Annotated in this window: 13 protein-coding genes and 1 pseudogene; 6 read left to right on the top strand and 8 right to left on the bottom strand. The window is 40.2% G+C overall.

All coding sequences use genetic code 11. The features are described 5' to 3' along the window. Positions 1–24: 24 nt before the first annotated feature. The 7 genes and pseudogenes from MAE_RS23845 to MAE_RS23875 form a co-directional block, all read right to left on the bottom strand. Positions 25–261, bottom strand: a complete 237-nt coding sequence (locus MAE_RS23845; RefSeq protein WP_041804354.1) for a hypothetical protein — start codon at positions 259–261, stop codon at positions 25–27. A gap of 90 nt (positions 262–351) precedes the next feature. Next, entirely contained in the window at positions 352–1041 is a 690-nt protein-coding gene (locus MAE_RS23850) for a lecithin retinol acyltransferase family protein (protein ID WP_012267801.1), read from the bottom strand. 109 nt (positions 1042–1150) lie between these two features. Continuing rightward, a pseudogene (locus MAE_RS32860) lies at positions 1151–1357 on the bottom strand (transposase); the annotation flags it as partial. A gap of 106 nt (positions 1358–1463) precedes the next feature. Continuing rightward, the gene (locus tag MAE_RS23860) at positions 1464–2345 is read right to left on the bottom strand and encodes a DMT family transporter (protein WP_041804355.1); all 882 of its coding nucleotides are present in this window, start codon (positions 2343–2345) and stop codon (positions 1464–1466) included. Positions 2346–2469: 124 nt separating this feature from the next. Continuing rightward, positions 2470–3162 carry a hypothetical protein gene (locus MAE_RS23865; protein ID WP_012267805.1) on the bottom strand — a complete coding sequence of 231 codons (693 nt, stop codon included), beginning with the start codon at positions 3160–3162 and terminating at the stop codon, positions 2470–2472. Positions 3163–3375: 213 nt separating this feature from the next. Beyond that, positions 3376–7533 (bottom strand): eIF2A-related protein, encoded by a 4158-nt coding sequence (locus tag MAE_RS27810; protein WP_012267806.1) that lies wholly within the window; start codon positions 7531–7533, stop codon positions 3376–3378. A 49-nt stretch (positions 7534–7582) separates the two neighbouring features. Next, positions 7583–8998 carry an AAA-like domain-containing protein gene (locus tag MAE_RS23875; RefSeq protein ID WP_012267807.1) on the bottom strand — a complete coding sequence of 472 codons (1416 nt, stop codon included), beginning with the start codon at positions 8996–8998 and terminating at the stop codon, positions 7583–7585. 376 nt (positions 8999–9374) lie between these two features. Here MAE_RS23875 and MAE_RS23880 point away from each other — a divergent pair, with 376 nt between their 5' ends. From MAE_RS23880 to mnmG, 5 genes are all read left to right on the top strand, one after another. Further along, positions 9375–9797 (top strand): hypothetical protein, encoded by a 423-nt coding sequence (locus tag MAE_RS23880; protein ID WP_041804358.1) that lies wholly within the window; start codon positions 9375–9377, stop codon positions 9795–9797. Between the two features lie 116 nt (positions 9798–9913). Next, positions 9914–10189: a hypothetical protein gene (locus MAE_RS23885; protein ID WP_012267809.1), complete on the top strand. Its 276-nt coding sequence runs from the start codon at positions 9914–9916 to the stop codon at positions 10187–10189. Between the two features lie 582 nt (positions 10190–10771). Next, positions 10772–11005 carry a hypothetical protein gene (locus tag MAE_RS23890; protein WP_041805004.1) on the top strand — a complete coding sequence of 78 codons (234 nt, stop codon included), beginning with the start codon at positions 10772–10774 and terminating at the stop codon, positions 11003–11005. A gap of 22 nt (positions 11006–11027) precedes the next feature. Then, positions 11028–11522: a phosphoribosyltransferase gene (locus MAE_RS23895; RefSeq protein ID WP_012267811.1), complete on the top strand. Its 495-nt coding sequence runs from the start codon at positions 11028–11030 to the stop codon at positions 11520–11522. A 333-nt stretch (positions 11523–11855) separates the two neighbouring features. Next, positions 11856–13763, top strand: coding sequence for a tRNA uridine-5-carboxymethylaminomethyl(34) synthesis enzyme MnmG (gene mnmG / locus MAE_RS23900; RefSeq protein ID WP_012267812.1), 1908 nt, complete (start codon positions 11856–11858; stop codon positions 13761–13763). A gap of 182 nt (positions 13764–13945) precedes the next feature. Here mnmG and MAE_RS23905 read toward each other — a convergent pair whose 3' ends face one another. Beyond that, the gene (locus MAE_RS23905; RefSeq protein ID WP_012263965.1) at positions 13946–15355 is read right to left on the bottom strand and encodes an IS4 family transposase; all 1410 of its coding nucleotides are present in this window, start codon (positions 15353–15355) and stop codon (positions 13946–13948) included. 83 nt (positions 15356–15438) lie between these two features. On the opposite strand from MAE_RS23905, the gene MAE_RS23910 reads away from it, so the two are divergent. Further along, positions 15439–16509 (top strand): IS630-like element ISMae27 family transposase, encoded by a 1071-nt coding sequence (locus MAE_RS23910; protein WP_012265278.1) that lies wholly within the window; start codon positions 15439–15441, stop codon positions 16507–16509. Positions 16510–16664: the final 155 nt, after the last annotated feature.

Below are 16664 nucleotides of genomic sequence, written 5' to 3' on the forward strand. Positions count from 1 at the left end.
AAAGCTTTTCAGTATTATGGCAGACTAGGCCCTGGGAAAATAATCACCGCAGTCGATCGCCTGTTCGGTGTTGGCGCTCCGGGGTTGTACACTACATTTGAGGCGATAATCGTTGGTAAAGTAGCGACAGTGGGAGCAAGGGATGGAGTGCATCCGTCGGGCAACTTGCCAACTATCGCGCACGGCACTGGCTAAAGACCAGCAAACTAAAGCGATAATGGCAGCGGCGATTGAAAAACGTAAAATAATCCAGATTTCCATGGCGAGCGACTAAAATTACCTGATGTGGAGGGGAATCAACCGAGGCAATTGGCAGAGGTTTAGATACTGAACAGTTTACTGACATCCAGACTAACCGTTAGCAATCACCAGACTTTTAAGAACATTTTCGGTCATGGCCGCTATTTGATCCAATTGTTCCTGATGGCGTTTTGCCTGTTTTTTGGCTTCTACCTTGCGTTTCAGGGCTTCCCGGGCTAAATCATCGCGATTTCTGCTTAAAGCTTCGATCGCTACTCGATTCCATGTTTCTGCTTCTTGAATGGCTTTTTTATACTGGGGTTGAATTTCATCCCAACTGACCTTAAGATTGCTTAAAGCCCCTTTTAACAGGGTTTGGGCATTGTTGGGGTCGGCTCCGATGAGGGATTTTTTCAGAGGTTCGTAGAGTCCCACCGCTTGTAAATGGGTAATAATCGGGATAAATTCTTCTATCTGTTGACTTTTGCTAATACCGGTTTTACACCAAGTGGCAAAATGTTCGCAGTTGTTAAAAAGAAGATTATATTTCTGTTCCCCCAGACGACTTAGCGCCCTTTCTACCACCACATCGGGGATAAAGGAAAATCCCACCTCTACATGGCGCACCACATAGATTTTACCGCCCCTAGCAAAGGTTTCTAGGGAAGTTCGTTCGACAATCTCGCTCGGTTTTCGGTAATGAATGACGCTACCATCACCGCAATCGATGCCATGATGGGCATAAACACCCTGAAGATTGAGCAATTCCCGATAGGCGTATATTTGATCCCCTCTAGCCATATTTTTTTAGTGATAAAGTAAACAAGAAGATTATCTATTGAGCCAGTTTTTCCGGTTATTAATAAGCCATTCAGATTTGGCTATTTTGGTTTTCGTGTTTTACTTTTTGTTATGAATTAAAGCCAGCAAATAGCTTAAGTCGAAGATGTTCAAGATTGCTGCATCCATAACTTATTTTTTTAATAGGCTTTATTTTTGTATTCATGCCCTCAGTTAATCCATTGGTTGTATAATTTTCACAGTAATTACCTAACCGTTGACTCTGTGGAAGGACTCTGCTGGGGCAGCGGGGAAGGAGAATCACTAACCCTCCTAGAGGCGCGATTCCTGATTTTGAAAATATGCGCTGCCGCTTTTTAGCCAGCCTTTCGCCATAATTTTTGATTATCATCCTTGATCCAGAAGAGCCTTTTCTTATTTTACTAAAGAATGCTTAACAGAGAAACACCAGCCAGTATAATAATACAACCAAATAGTCTTTGTTTGATATTTTTTTCATGAAATAAAAAATAGCCATACCCCACACTCATCAATAAACTGCTTTGTTTCACCGCCACTGAATTCGCCGCCACCGTAGAGGCGATCGCCATAACATGACACCACATATCAACAGCTTTTAAGCCACCTAATAAGATTAATTTAGCGAGATTAGCCCTTAATTTAGAAAACCAATTAGGTGAACAAACTATCACGATGGGAAATGACATTAAGGCTGTACAAAAATAAAGGGAAGCCGAGAAAAATAAAGGGGATGAATTTTTTGCGCCAATTTTATCAAAAGATGTGGTCAAAGCCCACAAAAAAGCCACTATTATCATCAATCGAGAAGGCTGGTTAGTGATTAAGGATTTCAACGGTGCAAGATAATTTTTTTCTCTAGGATTCAAGTTTAAACAATACGCCCCTAAGCAGACTAATAAAATACCTAAAAACTGTGCTTTTGAAGGAAATTCATGTAAAAGCACAGGTGAAGCCATCACTAAAAATAGAGGTGAAAACCCCATTAAAGGGACAGTTAGGGATAGATCACCATAACGCAACGCTCTCATATACAAAATGCCACCAATAGTTGATAGAGTCGCATCCGCTAATAAAGCCCACCAAAAATCTTGCCCAATGGTAGGAATGGGATGGGGTGACAACAACAGCCAAGGTAGATAAATGATAAGAGTAAATGCCCTTAATGACCATGCCACGAGATATTCGTCTAAAGGTTGATTTCCTTTATTGGTAATAATTTTGCTAAAAACATCTCGGAGAGATTCAAAAAATGCGGCCGCAAAAGAGAAGTATAACCAAGACATAGAGTTAAAGCCTAAATTTTTACAGAAAAAACAGGGGTCAATTTTTCTATAGTGACCCCTGTTAATGTTATTACAAGAATATCAAAAAGGTCCTTGGGTTTATGCTGTTCAAGAAAGAACCTTGCTAGTGGTTAATACAGTGGCGACAATGACGGACACAATGACTACAATCATTATGGATGTAACAAGCTGTTGCACCTTTTACAGGATTATTTGGCTCAAATGTCCATAAAGTCTGAGTTAATTTGTCCGGGTCAATGCTTGCTTGGACAGTGGCGGAACAAGTTAGTGTACGGGCTGCGTCATCTGTTGTTTCAACGATGATTTCTCCTTCAGCTAGTTTGATTAAACCCCGGTGAATAATGGCGATACCGAAAATATCCGCCAATCCCAATTCTGATAATTTGGTAGCCATTTCAGCTAAAAATTCATGATTAGAAGTTACCGATTCAGCCGCCTCTTTAATATTGTGAGTCTCATGATTAACTCGGGCAAATTCGAGGGGAAAGTAGTTCCATGTTCCTGATTGTTGAGCGGCTTCGACTTTCCATAAGTAGGCGGTCACGTCTGAACAATCGGCCTCAATCCGAGGCTGAATAAGAAACTGATTATCAACAAAGTCCTCGACCAAACGCTCCTGCGGATCGAGGTCAAAGTGTTTGTGGAGTAACGATACACCTACGTCTTGATGTAAATTATAGGCACAGATTACGTCTCCAAGTTCCAGTAGATGGTCTTGGCGTTTTTCCAACTGTTCTCGGGCGATGGAGAATTCATTGAGTTGGTTAAAAATGTTGGGGTTATATGTAGTTCTCATGGTTACTTTTTCATTCCAAACTAAGTGGGTTGACGAAGATGTTGTCTGAGATGATTACAGTGTAGGGGTGATTCTTATGAAAATAGCTGTTGATGGATTTATTTTTTTAAGAAATGTTCAGTTATCGAAAGTTTGGGAAAAAAGTTGATAATTCAGGCCGTGAAAAGGAGGAGCGTGAATTTTTTTTCAAGGTATGGCTGAGAACATCGGCAGTTAGCGAGAAGTTTTCAGAGCTTGTTGACAGACAGGAAGTTCTTGTAAGTCTTGGGGGTGGGAGACAAAGTAATCTTTCAGCCAATGACATCCCCGGACGAGTAAAGCATCTAGATCCTCGATCAGCCAAAGTCGAGCAGTTGCATCCATTGAGCCTGTAGCTAGATATTTCCCATCGGGACTAAAAGCTACACTTTTGACACCTTCCTGATGTCCCTTGAATTCTGCGAGGATATTGCCTTGCAGATCCCATAAACGAGCCGTGTTATCCCATGAGCCAGTAGCTAGATATTTTCCATCAGGACTGAAGGCGACACTACTGACACCTTCCTGATGTCCCTTGAACTTGGTTAGTAAATTTCCCTTGAGATCCCAAAGACGCGCCGTATTATCGCCTGAGCCAGTAGCTAGATATTTTCCATCAGGACTGAAGGCGACACTACTGACACCCTGCTGATGTCCCTTGAACTTGGTTAGTAAATTTCCCTTGAGATCCCAAAGACGCGCCGTATTATCGCCTGAGCCAGTAGCTAGATATTTTCCATCAGGACTGAAGGCGACACTACTGACACCCTGCTGATGTCCCTTGAACTGTGCCAGTAAATTTCCTTTGAGATCCCATAAACGAGCAGTATTATCCTGTGAACCTGTAGCGAGATATTGATCGTCAGGACTGAAGGCTATAGTATTAATGTCTAAATTTTTCCTATGTCCTTTAAACTCTATTAGCAGCTTGCCTTGTAGATTCCAAAGTCTTGCAATTCCATCTTCTGAACCCGTAGCTAGATATTGACTATTAGGACTAAAAGCTACACTAGCATCAAAATCTGCAACAGTAGCACCAAATTTAAGGTCACGTTTACCCAAATTTACAAGCAATTTTCCTTGTAAATCCCATATCTGAGCGATTGCAGATCTTTTTGGTCCCGTAGCCAAGTATTTGCCATTAGGACTAAAGGAGACAGAAGAAATATGATGTATACTACAATAAATAGCTTGGAAAGCAATTGATTCTGTCGATTCATAGCAATCTTTGGCAATGTCAATCAGAACATTACTGGCTATACAAGGTTGTATTCTTTCGTTATCTTTTAGACAACTCAACTGCGTGATCAAATCTTTCGGTAAATCCCAAACAAAAAGAGTATCATTTTTATCAATTACTCCTGTTGATGCTATCGACATGAGATATTGTCCATCAGGACTAAACTCTAAACGTTTTCCCTGATCAAAGTGTACTTTAAACTGTATAATTAAGTTTCCTTTCAGATTCCAGAGCCGAACGGCACCATAATAATCAAGCGTCGCTAGATATTTGCCATCAGGACTAAAAGATACGTCTATAACCCCTCTTTGATGCCCATTTAATTCTGTAATTACATTTCTTTTGATATCCCAGAGTTCTGCTTCAAATGACCGTGTAACCAAATATTTACTATCAGGACTGAATACAATTCTTTTGTTTTTTTTGAACTCTTTCACTAAATTTCCTTTAATATCCCAAAGACGCGCCGTATCATTCTCATCCTCTGATCCAGTGGCTAGATATTTTCCATTGGGACTAAAAGCTACACTTTCGACATCCTCATCCTTCTGGTGTCCCTTGAATTCGGTCAGTAAATTTCCTTTAAGATCCCAAAGACGAAGCGTATTATCCTTTGAACCCGTAGCGAGGTATTTACCATCGGGACTAAAATTCACACTTACGACATTATTTTGATGTCCCTTCAATTCTGCAATTAAATTACCATTGAGATCCCACAGTCGAGCCGTATCATCCATTGAACCCGTGGCGAGATATTTCCCATCGGGACTAAAAGCTACTGTTTCTACATCCCCTTGATGTCCCTTAAACTCTTTCAGTAAATTTCCTTTAAGATCCCACAGCCGAGCCGTATCATCCTCTGATCCAGTGACAAGATATTTCCCATCGGGACTAAAAGCTACTGTTTCTACATCCTCTTGATGTCCCTTGAACTCGGTCAGTAAATTTCCTTTGAGATCCCAAAGATGTATAGCTCCATCTTTTGATTCGGTAACAATATATTGACCGTTAGGACTTAAAGTTATAATTTTAGCTTGAAAAACAAGACGGTTTCTTTCTTGTATTTCATTAATAATAGTACGTATGGTGAGCAAAAAACCAGGGGCAGAATATTCATTTTTAAAACCAGATTTAGCCACATTTTGCAACTCTTGCCCTATTTCTAACGCCTCTATCAATAAACTGATCTGTCCCTCATTTCCATTCTCAAAACGCCGAGATATATTAATCCCTCTTTGCTCCAACTGTGTCAGCTTAATAGTCAATTGTTGTGCTTGTTCTGCCTTTTGTAAATTTCTATTCACCTCCTCTAACCTTTGACGATTAACTTGAAGACTTCCTTTAATTTCTTGTAACTCACCTTGACTTTTCCGCGTTCTCGATTCTGCCTCTAACTTTTGTGCCAAGATGATTTGACGTTCCCGTTCTAAAATAGTTTTTTGCCTCTGAAATTGTGTAACTTGTTGTTGAGCTTGATTCCTAGCCGTTTCTAGCCGCTTTAGATTACCTTGAGCAACAGCCAATCGCTGTCTCGCATTCAACTCAATTTGGCGGCGTTCTGCGCTCACTTGTGATAGCCTGTCATTAGCTCTAATAACTTCCTGTCCGATTTTATCTCGTTCTTTTTTTATATTAGTTAAAGCTTGCATTGATTGATTTGCCTCTTGAGATGCTCTTTCAGCTTTAGTTGTTTGAATAATCGCAAAAACTAATGTTCCCGCTATGATCAATGCACTGGCAATGATCGAGCCTGTTAAAGCTTTTTGAGCTTTCTTTTTTGCTTTCTCTAGAATTTTTTTCGCTTCTCTTTCTGCCTCAATTTTCTGAGCGGAGTCTTTATCCTTTTGGGCTAATTTACTATCTCGGATAAACTCTTCATCCTCTCGGGTTAGAAATTTTCCCTCTCTCCAAATATCCGCCCGTGCTGTTTCAGTCTCGTCCAGCAAGTAAACATTATTTTTCTCCGAAGCAAGCCAAGCATTCAAAGCAACAGCATAAGGGCGTAAATTATCTAACTGTTTTTGTACCCATTCGAGGGAGAAAACCTCTCGATAAATAGGATTAAAAATCTCTAAATCGGCATTTCTCTTAACAACTAAACCAGATAAGCGTAACTCCGATTCTAACTGATTTCCCTCTGTCGTAAAATAACCATTTTGTAGAATATGGCGATAAATTTCCAACAATTTTCCAGTCAATATTTCCTTTGCCAATAATCGAGTTTTTATGTATTTTAAATGGAGAGGATCATCTTGCGCTTCCCAGTTACGGATGATTGATGAGTAGATAAATTCCTCGATAAAAGACTTTTCTTGACCTTCCCCAATCCTAACCTGAGATTCAACCAACAAAGCACAAACTTTTTGTGTTAAAAAAGGTTGTCCTCCCGTCCAAAATAAAATCTCCCTCAAGACTTCTTCAGGAACATTCGCCACGTCCTGTAGTCCTTGCGCTAAAACTAAACTTTCATTAAATTCAAACCCTCTTAGCTCAATAGCTCGACCAATATTAAACGGACTCTGTAAAGGATTTTGAATTAAATCATTCGGTGTTGCTACTCCTAAAAAACAAAATGTTAAACGATTAAATTCATCGTACTCTGCCCGCTTTTCATGAAAAGCACGAATCAAACCAAAAAAATTATCCCTAAAAGATAACTCTAGAATTTTATCAATTTCATCAATAAAAATAACCAAATTAGAAGATGTTAATGGCAATAAAACTTCCACAATAAAGTCCGAAAAAGAGCTAACAGATCCTTGTCCAGAAAACCTTGACCAGCATTCATCAAAATTAGCCTGTTTCTGCAAATTTAAACCGCGAAATATTTTTTTAGACAACCCGCGATACCATTGATTTTCAGAACTAGATTGGCTAACGCCCATTTCCTGAAGCGACAAATAAACACATTGATTTTCCTGGGCATTAGTAGCTTCTAGACGGATTTTTACTTGAGCCTGAAGAGATGACTTTCCCATCTGACGACAGTTAAAAACATAACAAAAATAATTTTGTTTTAACAGTTCATATAACTGACCATCCGCAAAACGCTTAACATAGCTCGGCGTATGGGCATGGAGTTTGCCTCCATATTTATAGAAATTGTTAATCATTGTTGATCACCTATAGATTTGAACCTAATTACTAAAAAATAATGGCAATTTAAAGGTGTAAATATCTGGCAAAATATTCACGGTATAAGCGACAGCCTATCTCAACACCATCTTTTGTTCTTGATACTAATCCCAAGCTATACAACTCAAAAGTTTCTATTGGATTTAATACGACAGGTCGATTGCTTTCAATGACTTTTTTGAGACATTCCTTGAGACCATATTGACAAATGCTCCTATAAAGACGAGAGAGATACTCATGATAAATTCCTACCTCTGTTGCCGCCTCCGCTAAGATAGTCTCTAGTGTTTTTTCTTCTTTGCTTAGGGAGTACATAGCTTGGCGAATCAAATAGGGATGTCCTCCAATCATTTCTTGCAAGGCTTCTAGTTGTGTCTCTGTCAATCTGAGACTATGTTTTTGAGATAAATTTAAAACTTCCCGATGATTAAACTCTCTCAACTCTTGTCCTTTACCTACGTTTGCTAGAGGAGATCCAGCCAAGCTCTTGATTACATAATCATCTGTAGAATAGGCTAAAATCAGCACTAACTTTCGCCACAACTGATTGGTTACGCCTTTTTCATGCCATGCTCGTAATTTTTCCAAGAAATCTGTCAACGCTGGATCCTCACAAACACAGAGCAAATTATCTAAGCCAAGAAATATTGGTTTATCAATTTTGCTAAGGATAAAATCTTCAAGAAACTCATCACAAGCGTCGGAAGCAAAAGACTCTTTATCCCATTGTGACCTGAGATTTTCACGAATATCAAGTCCGATTTGACGACCGATTTGCTTACATAGCCATGGATAAAAAACATCTGGAGTTAGGATCTCGCGGTCAGTATTTAGGTCTAAATAGACGGCCTTGCCTTGACCATTTTTAACCATTGTATTGTTTAACAAGCCTTTTATTAACGATGTCTTCCCCATCCGACTCGGTGCTTTTAGGCGTAGCAAGATAGCTTGCTCTCCAGCATTATTTAAATAAGTATGACAATTTTGCTCAATAGGAGAACGTTCTTGATAGTAAAGTGAATCAGTGGCAACAGTACCACTGGGCAGAGGAATATTTAATTCGTACTGCTCTAGTGTGTCCACAGTTACAAAATCAGGGATATACCTGACACAATTGTTAACAACCTGTCGTAAATCATCTGTTAAATTTCCCGTTGATTCAACGCCAAAAGTATTGCAAATTCCCCGTAAATGATGGGCTAGTAAGGATTGTTCCGTTAACTGGCCGGCTTCAAGCATCTCCAACCGTTCTCGTTGTCGTGGTTGCAAGTTTTCTCGATTTCTTTCAGTCAATACCTCACGATCAAGCCAAACCGTCTTATCTCCACGAATTGACTGATATGACTTCCCCCGCAGGAGACGACGCAAAATTCGTTTTTGAATAGGCGTTAGTTGCTCATGATAAATATTGTCAAACGCTTCTGGTGTTAATCGTAGTGGCATTTTAGGATTTCTCCTGAGTAAGCTTCTCTCAACATTCTAAGTAATGCCTGCCGATCTGCAACAGCCAAGTAATTATACTCAGGGTAAAACCTCTAGGATCTCAGGCAACTCATCCAGTCTAACGATAGGATATAGGTCAAGACGTTTTTCTTTAACAGTTTGAAATTTTAGTTGAAAAATTTCTTTTATTATGCCTTGTCCTTGAATTTTTTTTCAAGCTCCACTGTTGTCTTATCCCGACTGCCCAATTTTTCTTAAGCTTCAAGAGAGAATTTTATAAAATAAATTATTTTTCTTTCTGATTGCTCAAGGTTCTCAAAACAAGCTGTAAGGTAAAAGTGTTAGGTCAAATCACCGATTCAATTGAGGACGAACAATGGCTATTCACTTATTACCCTTCGCTGCTAAATTAACAATGGGTGCTGTTACTGCTTATATCACTTTTAAAGGCTGTCAAGCTACTGCCAAAAAGATCAATGAGCTTTTAGACAAACGTTATCCTAACGTAAAATTTCGCCTTAATGCAACAATTGTTGATTGGAGTGTTAAGTTAATCCGCTCCACTGTTTCTTCAATGCTTGCTGAGGATAAAAAAGGGGAAATCAAAAAACAGTTACAGGCTTTATCCATTGATGCCTGGGTCGAGCTTTTCCGTCGTATTATCAAAGATGCTTTCAATGGTGGTAATGCACCCAATGGAACAGAATCTGAGGATCCCTCGGAAGAAGAACTCGTTATTGATATCATTGCCCAAACAGCCTATACCTGTTTGTTGGAAGAAGCTGTAGCCAATTCATAACTATAGTTGAAACCACTACTACCAGAGTAGAGGCAACAGGAAAGCATCAACTTTCACCTAATGACTTTAAGTCTTTAAATTATCCAATCACTAACTAGACTATTGAGGATTAAATTATGTCCTGGGATTATCTCAACCGCTGTCTTAAGCAAGAAGCTAAAGCCGTAGGTAAAGGCATTATCAAAGATGTAACCCATATCAGCCATCTAGAAAACTGGGTAAAACACGTCGGTACACGGGCAGTTTGTAATGCTCTATCTTCTACTCTAGCTTATATGACGCAGCCAATCACTCTAAGCGATCGTGCTTATATGTCGCCCCAAGAACGAGATCTGGCCTATAAGAAAATGCGTGAAGATTTTGAAGGCTACAAACGTCGTTTAGGCTGCTAATAGTCTAAATTTAGATCTCTTAACTGAAGTTTACTTAATAATTTTTGAGGCGCGTTTTTAACGTGCCTTTTTTCAAAATTTTATTTAAACTTTGGCGATCATAATTGACATTAATTCCTTGCATTTTCACGAGTGCGCTTAGGTGTCTCATGCCAACGATACTTTTAGCCAGCACAAAACCTACCCAGCAGCACATCAAGGTAAATGTACTTATGTAGGATAATCATTTTTGAGCAGTGGTTTGAGAAGCTCTTTCATTAGTTTTGGGAAAATTATAAGCCTAGCTTATTCACCCTTATTAGTGTATATTTAATTTATGTTTTTATCTATAAAAGCAACTTTTGTATAACTTTTTTTCACGTTTGAAGATTTACCGCTTGCCAAAACCTATTATAGCATTTATCTTAATGGTGAGGTACGAAGTTTTCCCCTTGTGGAGTCGGTCATCAATACCAAATTAGGTTACACTTCATCTCTATGGGAAACGCTGTAAAAATTATCGAGGTAGAAATTGAGGACTATAGCCTAAACACCAGCGATTCAAGCCCCTTTTCCACTGTTAACCCCCTTAACCCAGAGATTATGGATGCTTTTAGTCCCTTTCCCCCTGACTGGACAGAGAATGCTGTTCACGCCTACAATTTTTGTTGTCCTTACTGTGGGTCCAAAGCTAAAGAAGCTCAGGCCGTTTGGATCAATCGCCGCGCCCCTGTTTTAGGAGAAGATTCCCGTCGTAAATGGCAGGAATTCTATCATTGTCAATGCGATCGAGTTTGGTGGGCCTGGAGTAGCGATCGACCTGCGGAAAATAAGTAATTCTCAATCGGGAATGGAAAATATGGCCGATGTCTATGTTTCTTGGGATGAATACCATCGTCTGATCGAAAAATTAGCAGTAAAAATCGATCATTCTGGTTGGCAATTTGCTCAGATTGTCTGTTTAGCTAAGGGAGGATTGCGCGTCGGTGACATTCTCTGTCGTCTTTTTCGTCAACCCCTAGCCATTCTCTACGCTGCTTCCTACGGGGGGCAAAATCATCAAATTCGGGGAGAATTAACTATTTCCTCGAATTTAGCCATGATCGAAGCCAAATTAAAGAGTCCCTTGTTATTAGTGGATGATTTAGTCGATTCGGGAATCACTCTCCAAAAAACCTCGATTTTGTTACGGGAAAAATACGGGATTACCAATATCAAAACTGCGGTGATCTGGTACAAAGCGGCATCAAGAATCAAACCTGACTATTATGTGGAATATTACCCCGATAATCCTTGGATTCATCAACCCTTCGAGCGTTACGAGTTAATTACACCCAAAGACCTCCTAAGCTAAGACGTATTTAAACCGCTTATTCTTAGATTAGCCAAAGCTGAAAAAGTAGAGGCGAAGCATTCGGATAAAAAATCTACGGTTTCAGCAATAGGTTATGCCCGAATGCTTCGCCCCTACAGTAGGCGATCGCCGCTCAAGATGCAAGGTTTTTGAGCCACTAGCTTGAAAATCTTGCAGCTGCTTCGCCAAATAGGCCCCCAAACCTCTTACCTCGTCTATATTTCACATTTATTCAGCAAAACTTAATTAGTATTCTTGTATTGTATTTGAGGGAAAACTCAGAAAAATTGCTAGAATGTTAGCCTGATTAATTAATTTTCCCCTCGATCGAGTATGACTTTCTCCTCAGCCGCAGACTTTCAAGATGAATTTGATGTCATCGTCGTCGGGGCGGGCCATTCCGGCTGTGAAGCGGCCCTAGCTTGCGCCCGTCTCGGTTGTCGTACCCTTCTCCTCACTCTTAATCTCGATAAAATCGCTTGGCAACCCTGTAACCCCGCCGTCGGTGGTCCGGCTAAATCCCAATTAACCCACGAAGTGGACGCTTTAGGCGGCGAAATTGGCAAAATGGCCGACCGCACCTATCTGCAAAAACGGGTTCTTAATGCCTCTCGCGGGCCGGCAGTCTGGGCCCTACGCGCCCAAACCGATAAACGGGAATACGCGGCGGTGATGAAAGGTATCGTCGAAACCCAAGCCAATCTGGTTATTCGGGAAGCCATGGCCACAGACCTGATTTTAGGGGCAAATGAGCAAGTTTTAGGGGTAGAAACCTATTTCGGCACTTGTTTCGCCGCTAAAGCCGTCATTTTAACCACTGGCACTTTTTTAGGCGGCAAAATCTGGATCGGCGGCAAATCTATGGCCGCCGGACGCGCGGGCGAATTTGCGGCGGTGGGTTTAACAGAAACCCTAAATCGTCTCGGATTCGAGACCGGTCGCCTAAAAACTGGCACTCCTGCCCGTGTGGATAAGCGTTCGGTGGATTACTCGCGCATGGAACCGCAACCGCCCGATGACGAGGTACGTTGGTTTAGTTTTGATCCAGAGGTGTGGATCGAACGGGAACAAATGAACTGTCATCTCACCCGCACCACGGCGGCAACTCATCAATTAATCAGAGATAATTTACATTTATCCCCCATTTATGGCGGTTTTATTGACTCCAAAGGGCCGCGTTATTGTCCCAGTATTGAGGATAAAATCGTCCGTTTTGCCGATAAAGAAAGTCATCAAATTTTTATTGAACCGGAAGGGCGCGATATTCCCGAACTTTATATCCAAGGCTTTTCAACGGGACTGCCGGAAAATGTTCAATTAGCAATGCTGCGGACTTTACCCGGTTTAGAAAACTGTGTGATGTTGCGTGCTGCCTATGCAGTGGAATACGATTATTTACCAGCAACTCAGTGTTATCCAACCCTGATGACGAAGAAGATTGAGGGATTATTTTGTGCGGGACAAATTAACGGGACAACCGGTTATGAAGAAGCGGCAGCCCAGGGACTGGTGGCGGGGATTAATGCGGCGCGGTTTGCTTTAGGAAAAGAGTTAATTGTTTTTCCCCGGGAGGAAAGTTATCTGGGAACTTTGGTCGATGATTTGTGTACTAAGGATCTGCGGGAACCCTATCGAATGTTAACCAGTCGTTCCGAATATCGCTTAGTATTGCGATCGGATAATGCCGATCAAAGATTAACACCTTTAGGGCGAGAAATTGGTTTAATTGATAACCGGCGTTGGCAATTATTCCAGAGCAAACAAGCTAATATTATCGCTGAAAAAGAACGCCTACACGAAACGAGAATTAAAGAACGGGATCAGGTGGCAATTGCCATCGTTAAGGATACAGAACAAAAAATCAAAGGTTCTCTCTCTTTAGCGGATTTACTGCGTCGTCCTAGCTTGCATTATCTCGATCTTGATCGTTATGGTTTAGGTAATCCCGATATAAATTTAGCCGAAAGAGAAGGGGTAGAAATTGAAATTAAATATTCCGGTTATCTGAAACGACAACAAAATCAAATTGACCAAATTAGTCGCCACAGTAACCGTCATTTATCCCCCGATATTGACTACATGAAAATCGAAACTTTGTCAATGGAATCGCGGGAAAAATTAACAAAAATTAAACCCGCCACCATCGGTCAAGCCTCCCGAATTGGCGGAGTCAATCCAGCCGATATTAACGCTTTGTTAGTGTATTTAGAAATGCGGCAGATGTCAGCAGTTAAAAGTTAGGAAATAATTCTGATTATCAGCGATCGAGAGTTATCATCGGCTGCTTAATTAAGTAGCTGGTTATAATTAAATTAAAAATGGATTTTAGGTTCGATCCCCCCTGCCCCCCTTGATAAGCTATCCATTAGTCACATCTTTCTTAACATAAAATTTGACAAAAAGAGAAAAGTGTGCCAGATGGCTCAAGGGGGTTCTATAGGGGGACTAATTTGATGAGATAGTTTCCAAGTCTGGCTGATATCATGTAACCTTCGCAGTCCCAACCAAATAGTTTTAACACCAGGTTCACCGTCACCTTTTCTACCTAAAAACCCCCCAAGAGAAGCAATCATTCTGACCGCTTCTCGAAAGGAGGGCGGCTTTTCAGGTGGCGGACTCTTTTTATGAATAGTGGCACACAAAGATTGCCATTCATGTTCTTCCAAAAAACTTTCACAACTCTCCTCTCCGTGTAAGCGTGCTTGATAGGTTAACCAAAGTAATCTCCAAGCTACAATTGAATAGGTAGCTAAGGCCATCTCAATTCTCCTACCCGTTTCTAATTGCAGTTTTTCTAATCCACAACCACTTTTTAAAACAAAATGATAGCGTTCTATTAACCAGCGATAACTATACCAGCGCACACAGGTTATCGCTGATTCAAAGCTACTAATGTCTAGGCTAGTTAAGAGCAGCCAACTGATAGGATTAACTCCGCTATGCGGATTTTCTTCTTCAGCTAAAATTACCTGTAATTTGACCGGTTGACGAGGGGTCGCCTTGGAGTGATGGCTAGGTACTTGTATTTCAAAACTGGCAAATCTAACTGTTAGTTTAGCTAGTCTAGCCTCGTGATTAGGATTGCGTTTTACTTGCACATCTAAGGTCCCACAGGCTTTTATTTCTCTGATGGATTGATGTAAATATTTAGGCTCTGAATGCCCTGACCTTTGCTTGTCTTCGAGATAGTTAACTTTTCGGTTATGAGTTCCTCGAATTAATAAATGAGAGTTAGGACTTCTTGATTGGGCAAATAAATCAAATATGTCTGCCTCACAATCTCCGATTGTTACTACTTGAATATCTTCGGGTATCTGTTGTTGTGTTTCTGACAAAGAATCTAACCATCTTTGACTTTCTTTTTCTTGGGTTTCTCTTTTTTTGCGTTGCTTGGCAATCCCTAAATTCTTTTCTTCTCTTGCCCAGACATATTGATTAATCAGTCCTAAAGGTATTCCGACTGGGGACACTCCTAAGGTGGTATGAACTTTGAGACCAAAGGATTTTTTATAATCTAGATAACCCATGCCTTTTTTGGCTTTTTGCGTCGTAAAGTCTAAACTTGTTGTGTCTTGCACTGCCAAAACTATTGGATGTTCTTTGATTCTTTCTACTGTACTTTTGGCCTGGGCGGCAATTATATCTGAGGGGTGAAAATAGGGGGAATTCCAAAAGTCGTAGGTGGCACTCGCTGCGGCTAGATTTCCTGAAGCTTGTGGCACACTTGTACTAGGTTGACTGGCCAAGTTTTCCACGATACTGATTAACCTTTTCTTTCTTCTGGTGTCCCCTAGGTCTGCATACTGTAATTCTTGGGCTGCCCATTTCTCCATTTTTTTGCTTACCTCCACCTTATACCATTTTTCAAAAAGTATGTCATACTTGGTAAAGGTATAGTTTGTGTGGTAAAAAGGCAATGAGTGGAGTCCCTAATATTAATGTTGCTGAGTCAGTAGAAGACTTAAAATCCTTGTTGAAGCAACAAGTAACCTCTTTAAACTTTGCTAAAGTACAATCCCTGTATCTACTAAAAATTAAGGAGGTAGAAACGGTTCGTCATCTCGCCGTGTTAATAGGACGCTCAGAAAGAACTATTCATCGCTGGTTAAGTTGTTATCGAGAAGGAGGGATAGAAAATCTCTTGTCAGAACCAGAAAAACTGGGAAGACCCAAAAAGATTTCAGTGGAAGAAGCCGCTCTAATTCAGAATGAATTAAAAGACCCAGAAGGATTTCAAAGTTATAAAGAAATTCATTTTTGGGTATCAATTATTTTAGAAATACCCACCAGTTATATAACTGTTTACCGTCTCGTAAGAAATGAATTACAAGCTAAATTAAAAGTGGCTCGACCTCAAAATTTAAAACAATTACCAGGAGAAGTAAAAATATTCCAAAATAATCTATCTGAACAGCTACAAGCTTTACTAGAAAAGGAATCTGAAAAAGTTAGTCAATATTTAAAAGTCCGCTTCTGGTGTCAAGATGAAAGTCGCTTCGGCTGTCATACCATTGTCAGAGATAAAATAACAATTAAAGGCATAAAGCCCCTTGGTAATTTTCAGTATAATTTTCAATATCTCTGGCTCTATGGTTTAATAGAACCTCGAACAGGTAGCAGTTTTTTCTATGAATTTTCTCATTTAGATGGGGAATGTTTTAATCAATATTTAACGCTTTTTTCTCAAGCTTTTTCTGAGGAATTACATATTATTCAATTAGATAATGCTCCCGCACATACGGCGACCGACCTAGAAATACCTGATAATATTATCCTATTTTATCAACCTCCCTATTGTCCAGAAGTAAATCCAATTGAGAGAGTTTGGCTATATTTGAAAAACCTATTGGCCTGGGGCAATTTTAACTCCCTTGATAACTTAAGAAGTAAACTTTACCATCTTTTAAATTCTCTATCCAATGACACGATCGGGTATTTGACGGGATGGTCTTGGATTTTAGAAGCTCTATGTCTGTCAGGAATTTAGAAAAATGGTATTAATTCCTTCTTTCAAAACTATACCTATCAATCGTTTCCCCTTTTTTTAAGTTTCTTCTCTTTTTGTTAAGAAAGATCCGACTAATGGATAGCCTTGATAAGGGGGGTGCCGATAGGCGGGGGGATCCCCCTTGATAAGGGGGG

Source organism: Microcystis aeruginosa NIES-843 (genome assembly GCF_000010625.1).
Taxonomy (GTDB): domain Bacteria; phylum Cyanobacteriota; class Cyanobacteriia; order Cyanobacteriales; family Microcystaceae; genus Microcystis; species Microcystis aeruginosa.

Bases quoted from the DNA above. Each gene is read 5' to 3' on its own strand.
- MAE_RS23845 (WP_041804354.1), bottom strand. From the start codon at position 261: ATGGAAATCTGGATTATTTTACGTTTTTCAATCGCCGCTGCCATTATC.
- MAE_RS23850 (WP_012267801.1), bottom strand. From the start codon at position 1,041: ATGGCTAGAGGGGATCAAATATACGCCTATCGGGAATTGCTCAATCTT.
- MAE_RS23860 (WP_041804355.1), bottom strand. From the start codon at position 2,345: ATGTCTTGGTTATACTTCTCTTTTGCGGCCGCATTTTTTGAATCTCTC.
- MAE_RS23865 (WP_012267805.1), bottom strand. From the start codon at position 3,162: ATGAGAACTACATATAACCCCAACATTTTTAACCAACTCAATGAATTC.
- MAE_RS27810 (WP_012267806.1), bottom strand. From the start codon at position 7,533: ATGATTAACAATTTCTATAAATATGGAGGCAAACTCCATGCCCATACG.
- MAE_RS23875 (WP_012267807.1), bottom strand. From the start codon at position 8,998: ATGCCACTACGATTAACACCAGAAGCGTTTGACAATATTTATCATGAG.
- MAE_RS23880 (WP_041804358.1), top strand. From the start codon at position 9,375: ATGGCTATTCACTTATTACCCTTCGCTGCTAAATTAACAATGGGTGCT.
- MAE_RS23885 (WP_012267809.1), top strand. From the start codon at position 9,914: ATGTCCTGGGATTATCTCAACCGCTGTCTTAAGCAAGAAGCTAAAGCC.
- MAE_RS23890 (WP_041805004.1), top strand. From the start codon at position 10,772: ATGGATGCTTTTAGTCCCTTTCCCCCTGACTGGACAGAGAATGCTGTT.
- MAE_RS23895 (WP_012267811.1), top strand. From the start codon at position 11,028: ATGGCCGATGTCTATGTTTCTTGGGATGAATACCATCGTCTGATCGAA.
- mnmG (WP_012267812.1), top strand. From the start codon at position 11,856: ATGACTTTCTCCTCAGCCGCAGACTTTCAAGATGAATTTGATGTCATC.
- MAE_RS23905 (WP_012263965.1), bottom strand. From the start codon at position 15,355: ATGGAGAAATGGGCAGCCCAAGAATTACAGTATGCAGACCTAGGGGAC.
- MAE_RS23910 (WP_012265278.1), top strand. From the start codon at position 15,439: ATGAGTGGAGTCCCTAATATTAATGTTGCTGAGTCAGTAGAAGACTTA.